This window comes from Rhodococcus sp. P4_E4 (assembly GCF_056401575.1).
Genome location: NZ_JBFUJB010000002.1, coordinates 256,266 through 262,479, shown reverse-complemented (window position 1 = coordinate 262,479; position 6,214 = coordinate 256,266). Strand labels below are relative to the sequence as shown.

Below are 6,214 nucleotides of genomic sequence, written 5' to 3'. Positions count from 1 at the left end.
CGGCGACCTTCGCGACGTCTGAGTCAGCTATGCGCAGGGGATCGGCGTGAATTCCGGATCGAGCGCGGATTTTACGAGGTCCAACGAATGCGCATCACGGACCAGACCCGCATGCGAGGCAGTGTTGCCTGGGCAGCCATCCTGGACCCAGATGTTGTTGACAACAGAATTGGGGCCTGCGGTAAGGAACGAAGCTTCCGGAGGGGTTGAAATCTGGTCGTGAGCGGTCGCGATCACGGTATACGTAACTCCCGGTTGGGTTTCCGAGCCCGCATTGAGCTCAGCCAACAGTGGTGTCCCTTGAAGTTGTTGAACACCGGCTGGTCCCCAGATCGCCTGAACCAAGAGGTCTCCGGGAAGTCCCATATCTGACAGTTGTTTAGCGTTCGCTTGCAAGCCGCCGAAGGTCGTGCCGTGGTTGGTAGCGCCGAGGGTGACCAGAGAATGGACGGCGTTTTTCGACGGATCTTCCGGAGTCGAACCACCGTCGAACTTCAGGTACTGGCGAGCGACGACTCCCCCTTGGGAGTGGCCTACGAGATCCACCTGGCTTGCACCCGTAGAACGGCGAACTGAATCAACGAAGGTTGCAAGCTCTTTCGCTGAAGTCGCAATGTCCCTGATACCCCATTGGAGAGCATTGGGATTGAAGATTTCCCGTGCGCCTCCATAATTGAGTGCAAATACGCAATAGCCGAGATCAGCAAGTTGCGGGGAAAGTTCAGCCCATGTATCAACCATGTTCGCGGTTGTTCCGTGGATGAGAACTACCGGACGAGGATGCTCGGCGCTCGGAACGCAATTCCAGTTGTTCGAACCGGCCGGCGATGGACCCATAGTGGCGAAACCGGGGCTGGGCTCATGATCATCCGCTAGGGCGCTGACGGAGGTGCCTGACAGCAGGAAGCAAGTTCCCAGTACGACCAGCATGATCCGAATGAACCGCACCGCTACATTCCTCCCATGATGCTAAACGGTGCCTCGCGCTGGAGTTGAAGCCAGCACGAGGCACTTGAATCAGACGCCCAGAGACTGTGCGATGAATGGCCAGGACTTGTGTAGATCGTCCTGCCAGTAGCCCCATGAATGGGTACCTGTTGGACGGAAATCCACTACTGCCGGAATATTCAGTTCGAAGAGCCGCTTCGCCATGTTGGAGGTACACAGATTGGTTGCAAGCTCGATCGGGCTGCCGACAACGATCTGGTCGAACATCGCAGCGCGACCGTCCTGGATGCGCGGATTTGCAGGGGTGTCATTGGGGAAACCGGGGAGCCCGCTGCCGGTGCTCATGTAAATCTGTGTGCCACGCAGCTTCTCAGCGTTCACAAGCGGGTCGTGTTCCCGCCAACCGGGGCCGTCGAACGGACCCCACATGTTCTGTACGTCGTCAACGCCGCCGATCCACTCCGTGGTGGTCTTGACGAACTGCTGGCCAAGCGGATCGCTGGTCTGGGCACATCCGCTGAATGCGGCAACGGAGTTGTAAAAGCCTGGGTACTCGATCGCCAGGTTGAGCACAGAAGTGCCCGACATCGAGATTGCGGCAATGGACTGTTCGCCATTGCTGCCAAGTTGCTTGTTCAGCAACGGAGGGAGTTCCTTACCCAGAAAAGTGCTCCACATGTTCTTACCAAGTTTCGGGTCTTCCTTCTCCCAGTCGGTGTAGTACGACAGGCGGCCACCAACTGGCGTCGCGACGTTGACGTTCTTGTCCTGGAAGAAGTCGACGACGTCGGTCTGGTACTCCCAAGTAGCCGAATCTTGTCCACCACCGGCGCCGTTGAGCAGGTACAGGATGGGACGGGGTGCGGAGTCATCGGCAGGAGTGATGACCTGAATTGGAACAACGCGGTCCATCGACGCCGCGTATACATTCACGATCTTTTGGCGATCGTTCACTTGCTCGACTGAGACGACGTAAGAACCACTCGTGACGGACTCCACCGAATCTCCGCCGCCCTGGTGAGCGACAGGTGACGCAGTTGCGATACCGGCCGGAACCAGAGCGCACACCATCGTCACCGCGGCGACACCGGTAGCGCGCCTCCACATGGACTGCCTTGTACGCGTCAAGTTAGATACCTCTCGTTGCGTGGCACGGGTACATCGATGCTCATCCCTGGTGCCACTTGTTTCTCGAATTGTGAAGTCGGTTTGCGGTCTGTATTCGTTACGACATCGCCGCGGCGCGTCGGTATCCCCGAATCGCTGGGTAGACGAAGACGAGAATCATGCCGAAGGACCAGAGCAGCGTCTTGACGAGGGGTTCCGCCACAGGACCCCCTAGCGACAGCCCTCTCATCGTGTCGATCGCGACGGACATCGGTTGCTCTGCCACCACCGGTTGAAGCCACTTCGGGTAGGCCATCACAGGGACGAAGCCGGAATTGAAGAACATCAACAGTGTGCACGAGATGGATACGATTTCGACGAGCGGCAAGTTGTCGGAAACCGTGGCCAGGGCCGTCACCATCATGGCAAAACCGACGCCGAAAATGACGGGCAACGCCAAGATCGCAAAGGCCGCGAGCGGGCCCTGATTGAATCGGAACCCCAACAGGTAGCCGACGCCGAGAATCACGATTGACGTGAGGAGAACTCGGACTGCTTCTGCGATCATGCGTCCGACGAGGCCAGAGGCGCGGTGCGCAGGCAACGTCCAGAATCGACTCAGTAGTCCGGACGCGCGTTCACCTTTGAGACCGACCGCACTTGCAATCGACCCGAACATTGCGCCGACGAGGATGATCAGTGGAACGGTCCCGAAAATACTCGACTGGCCGGTTGCTGCCGTAATCGAATTGCCCAATACGACCCGGAACATCAGCAGCATGAATGCTGGGTAAATGAGGGCCTGAATAGCGGTCGATGGATCGCGCAGCCAGGTGAGCAACAGGCGTTTGGCCTGAATTCCACTGTGAACGACCAGCGCCTTGAACGAGTTCTCGGGGAGCGCATTGTCTGGGTAAGGGAAGTTGAACCCCTCGACCGGGCGGACTACAGCCATGAATCGATCTGTCGGCTCGCTCATGACCGCCTCATACTTGCCCAGAACGCGAGTGGCGCGAACACGACGATCAATCCGATAGTCCAGGCAACGACGGGAAAGAGGACGCTCCAGGTGACCCCGCCTTGCGCAAGATCACGCATGGCGAATGAAAACTGCGATACCGGTTGATTGCGTACAAACGGCCGAATCCATTCGGGAAAGCCAGTCTCGGGCGCAAAACCGCAGGACAACATCCCCAGAATCAACTGTGGCAATGTCAGCGCTTGACTGGTGGCCTGCGGGCTCTTCGACAGTGAGCCGATCGCATCACCGGCGAAGGACAAGCAGGTGCTGAACGCCAAGGCGACCGCGCAAAACAGGATGGCCTGTCCGATTCCTGCTGAGAATCGAAAACCGATCAAGTGGCCGAACGCCAATGCGGCAGCAAGCGAGACTGTTGATCTGACGAACCCACTGGATTGACGGGACAGCAGCGGAATCGGGCCGACGACGGGCATGGTTTTCATCCGGTTGCTGAATCCGGTGATTGATTCGGTTGACGACATCTGAGCAGCCGAGATCGATGTGAATGCCATGGCTTGCAGCACGATGATCGGCATCAAGAACTGCGCGTAGTTGATCCCTTGAAGTTGCATGACGAACTTCAGAGGAAGGTAGAACCCGATCGTGAAAATCAGCGGTGCGATGACTGCAACGAGCAGTTCATAGCGCTTCACCATCGATTTGACGGTGCGTGCCGTCAACACCCACCACTGATTGATCGCTGACGGATGTGGTCGGCGGTGCTTGCCAACGCTCAAGGCGTCAGGGACTGCAATCTTGCTGCGCGTGTCTCCACGGACAGCCACCTGATCGACCCCGAATTTGGTTGTTGTCGTCACTTTGTCCCACTTACATGCTGCTCGCCAGTGAGTGCGAGGAAGACATCATCGAGTGACGGGCGGCGAAGTGCGATGTCGGCAAGCGGTATCCGAGCATGATCGAGACGGCGCAGTGCTTCAGAGAGCGTTCCGGCGCCGACGGGCGCGGGGATAGCGATTCGGCCGCTCTCTTGTGCCAGGTCGAAGCGGAAGTCTCGGGGCACCAGATTTCCTAGAGCGTGGACCGCGTGGGCCAACTGCTTGAGGTCTGAAGGCACGATCTCGCAAAAGCTCGCGCCAGTCCGAGCCTTCAGTTGATCAGCAGTCCCCTCAGCGATAACCGCGCCTTTGTCGATGACGATGATGTTGTCGCTCAGGAGATCCGCTTCCTCGAGATACTGGGTGGTCAGGAGCACCGTGATGCCCTGCTCCTTCAAAGATTGAACCAGTGACCAGACACTCTGACGGCTTCGCGGATCGAGGCCGGTCGTCGGTTCATCGAGGAAAACCACCTCGGGGCGAACGACGAGCCCACAGGCGATGTCGATCCGTCGACGCATACCTCCCGAATAGTTCCGGACAACGCGAGATCCTGCCTCGACGAGGTCGAACTGCGAGAGTAAATCGGCGGCGCGTACCTTGGCCGACATCCTGTCGAGTCCCATCAAGCGGCCGAACAGTTCGATGTTCTCGCGGCCGGTGAGAGAATCGTCCAGGGCGGCGAACTGCCCGGTCATCATGATGGAGCGTCGAACCTCTGGAGCGTTGCGCACGACGTCATAGCCGGCCACCATCGCGCGTCCACTGGTGGGACGAATGAGCGTGGAGAGGACCTTCACCGTCGTTGTCTTGCCTGCGCCGTTGGGACCTAAGATGCCGAGCACTGTCCCACGTGGGGCGGTGAAGTTGATCCCTCGCAGCGCGTGCACGTTCTTGAAGGACTTGTGTACGTCCTCCACTAGTACCGCTGCGTCCGTGGAAAAGGGCATCAACACTCCGCTGTCTGCATTGTCGGAACGGGCACGCGCTCCCGACGGGCGCACAGATGCCTTCTGTCTTCTATCCGTGATCTCCGCTCAGATGTTACCGGAGGGTCAAACCGACACTCGGGCAATCGGACGCGTGAGAGGGGGTATTTGGCTCCTGCCAGCAACTCTCACCTTCGATTTCACCTTGTGGCAAGAATCACAAATATTCTTTGTAACGTAAAGATCTCCTCTAATTGAACGAATGACCAAATGGATTTTCAACGCATCTGCGCAGGTGGGTATTCGGTTGCGCGGACCGGAGGTCTTTGATTTGACCGGTGACGAAAGTCCCCCGATTCCTTCCGGTTGGTCCTCTGGGCCCGCTGCTCAATGTCTTGTGGGGAGATTCGCGATACCGTTGGGAAATGGCGAACGCGACGTTGTCGGTGGTTGTTCCGGCTTTTAATGAATCTGAATACATCGAAACGTGCATCGAAGCGCTCATTGCTCAAGGTGAATATGTCGACGAAATCATCGTCGTTGACAATAATTCCTCGGACAACACTTCCGAGTTGATCAAGAAGTATCAAAGTAGTTGTCCCAAGGTTCGGCTTCTCAAAGAATCCCGACCCGGGGTGGTGCATGCGAGAAACAAAGGGTTTGACGCGGCTAGTGGAGAAATTATCGGACGTATCGACGCGGATACGATCGTGGGGGAAAACTGGGCCGTTGCGGTTCACGAATTCTTCGAGCGTCGCGACGATTTCTCGGGCGTAACTGGCCTGACTTACCTTTATGAATCTCCGATCGCCGGCCTTCAGCGCCGATGGACGAATTGGCGACTCGGTCGCGGGGCCCAGGGGGCGGTTCGGCCCGTTGTTGCAGTTCCAGGCAGTAACATGGCGATGCGTCGGTCGGCTTGGTTGGCCGTTAGGGATGCGGTCAGCGATCGAACCGACATTCACGAGGATATCGATCTATCCCTCTGCATGGCGCATGTTCGTTGCGCAGTGGGGCAGATCTCGAGCATGGCCGCAAAGGTTTCGGGTAGGCGTGGAGTTAGTTCGCCGCGCGTGTATGCACGATATAATCGAGCATCGAAGAAAACCCTCGAGCATCATGGTGTATCGAATTGGAAGTTAACATTCTTGATCGCAGCGGACAGTATTCTGCATGCAATCTTGTGGCCTCTTTATCGAATGTATGACAAGAATTCCGGACAACTCTCTTCTCGGGTCTTGGGTCGGAGGCAGCGGGCGCGGGATCTTCCCGTCTTTTCTTGATAAATCCGTCCGGTATTTATTCGAGAATGCTCGTGTTTAGCTGAATAATCGGGAGTGCCCGATAATTGCGGACAATTACTGGTTCGGGTT

At 57.3% G+C, this 6,214-nt stretch carries 6 protein-coding genes; 1 reads left to right on the top strand and 5 read right to left on the bottom strand.

What is annotated here, in order from left to right; translation table 11 throughout:
• Positions 1-27: 27 nt before the first annotated feature.
• The 5 genes from AC1DVN_RS04240 to AC1DVN_RS04220 form a co-directional block, all read right to left on the bottom strand.
• On the bottom strand, positions 28-930 hold the full coding sequence (locus AC1DVN_RS04240) for an esterase/lipase family protein (protein ID WP_046378249.1): 903 nt from the start codon (positions 928-930) through the stop codon (positions 28-30).
• 87 nt (positions 931-1,017) lie between these two features.
• Positions 1,018-2,055: an alpha/beta hydrolase gene (locus tag AC1DVN_RS04235; RefSeq protein ID WP_020906886.1), complete on the bottom strand. Its 1,038-nt coding sequence runs from the start codon at positions 2,053-2,055 to the stop codon at positions 1,018-1,020.
• A gap of 118 nt (positions 2,056-2,173) precedes the next feature.
• Positions 2,174-3,034, bottom strand: coding sequence for an ABC transporter permease (locus AC1DVN_RS04230; protein ID WP_029254908.1), 861 nt, complete (start codon positions 3,032-3,034; stop codon positions 2,174-2,176).
• Positions 3,031-3,894 carry an ABC transporter permease gene (locus tag AC1DVN_RS04225; protein ID WP_020906888.1) on the bottom strand — a complete coding sequence of 288 codons (864 nt, stop codon included), beginning with the start codon at positions 3,892-3,894 and terminating at the stop codon, positions 3,031-3,033. The genes AC1DVN_RS04230 and AC1DVN_RS04225 overlap by 4 nt, the downstream gene beginning before the upstream one ends.
• Positions 3,891-4,862 (bottom strand): ATP-binding cassette domain-containing protein, encoded by a 972-nt coding sequence (locus tag AC1DVN_RS04220; protein WP_029254910.1) that lies wholly within the window; start codon positions 4,860-4,862, stop codon positions 3,891-3,893. Before AC1DVN_RS04220 ends, AC1DVN_RS04225 begins: the two co-directional genes overlap by 4 nt.
• A 404-nt stretch (positions 4,863-5,266) precedes the next feature.
• On the opposite strand from AC1DVN_RS04220, the gene AC1DVN_RS04215 reads away from it, so the two are divergent.
• On the top strand, positions 5,267-6,124 hold the full coding sequence (locus AC1DVN_RS04215) for a glycosyltransferase family 2 protein (protein ID WP_020906890.1): 858 nt from the start codon (positions 5,267-5,269) through the stop codon (positions 6,122-6,124).
• The last annotated feature ends 90 nt before the right edge of the window (positions 6,125-6,214 follow it).

What these genes read in the sequence shown, in the direction of transcription:
- AC1DVN_RS04240 (WP_046378249.1), bottom strand. Translation starts at nt 930, where the DNA reads ATGCTGGTCGTACTGGGAACTTGCTTCCTGCTGTCAGGCACCTCCGTC.
- AC1DVN_RS04235 (WP_020906886.1), bottom strand. Translation starts at nt 2,055, where the DNA reads ATGTGGAGGCGCGCTACCGGTGTCGCCGCGGTGACGATGGTGTGCGCT.
- AC1DVN_RS04230 (WP_029254908.1), bottom strand. Translation starts at nt 3,034, where the DNA reads ATGAGCGAGCCGACAGATCGATTCATGGCTGTAGTCCGCCCGGTCGAG.
- AC1DVN_RS04220 (WP_029254910.1), bottom strand. Translation starts at nt 4,862, where the DNA reads ATGCCCTTTTCCACGGACGCAGCGGTACTAGTGGAGGACGTACACAAG.
- AC1DVN_RS04215 (WP_020906890.1), top strand. Translation starts at nt 5,267, where the DNA reads ATGGCGAACGCGACGTTGTCGGTGGTTGTTCCGGCTTTTAATGAATCT.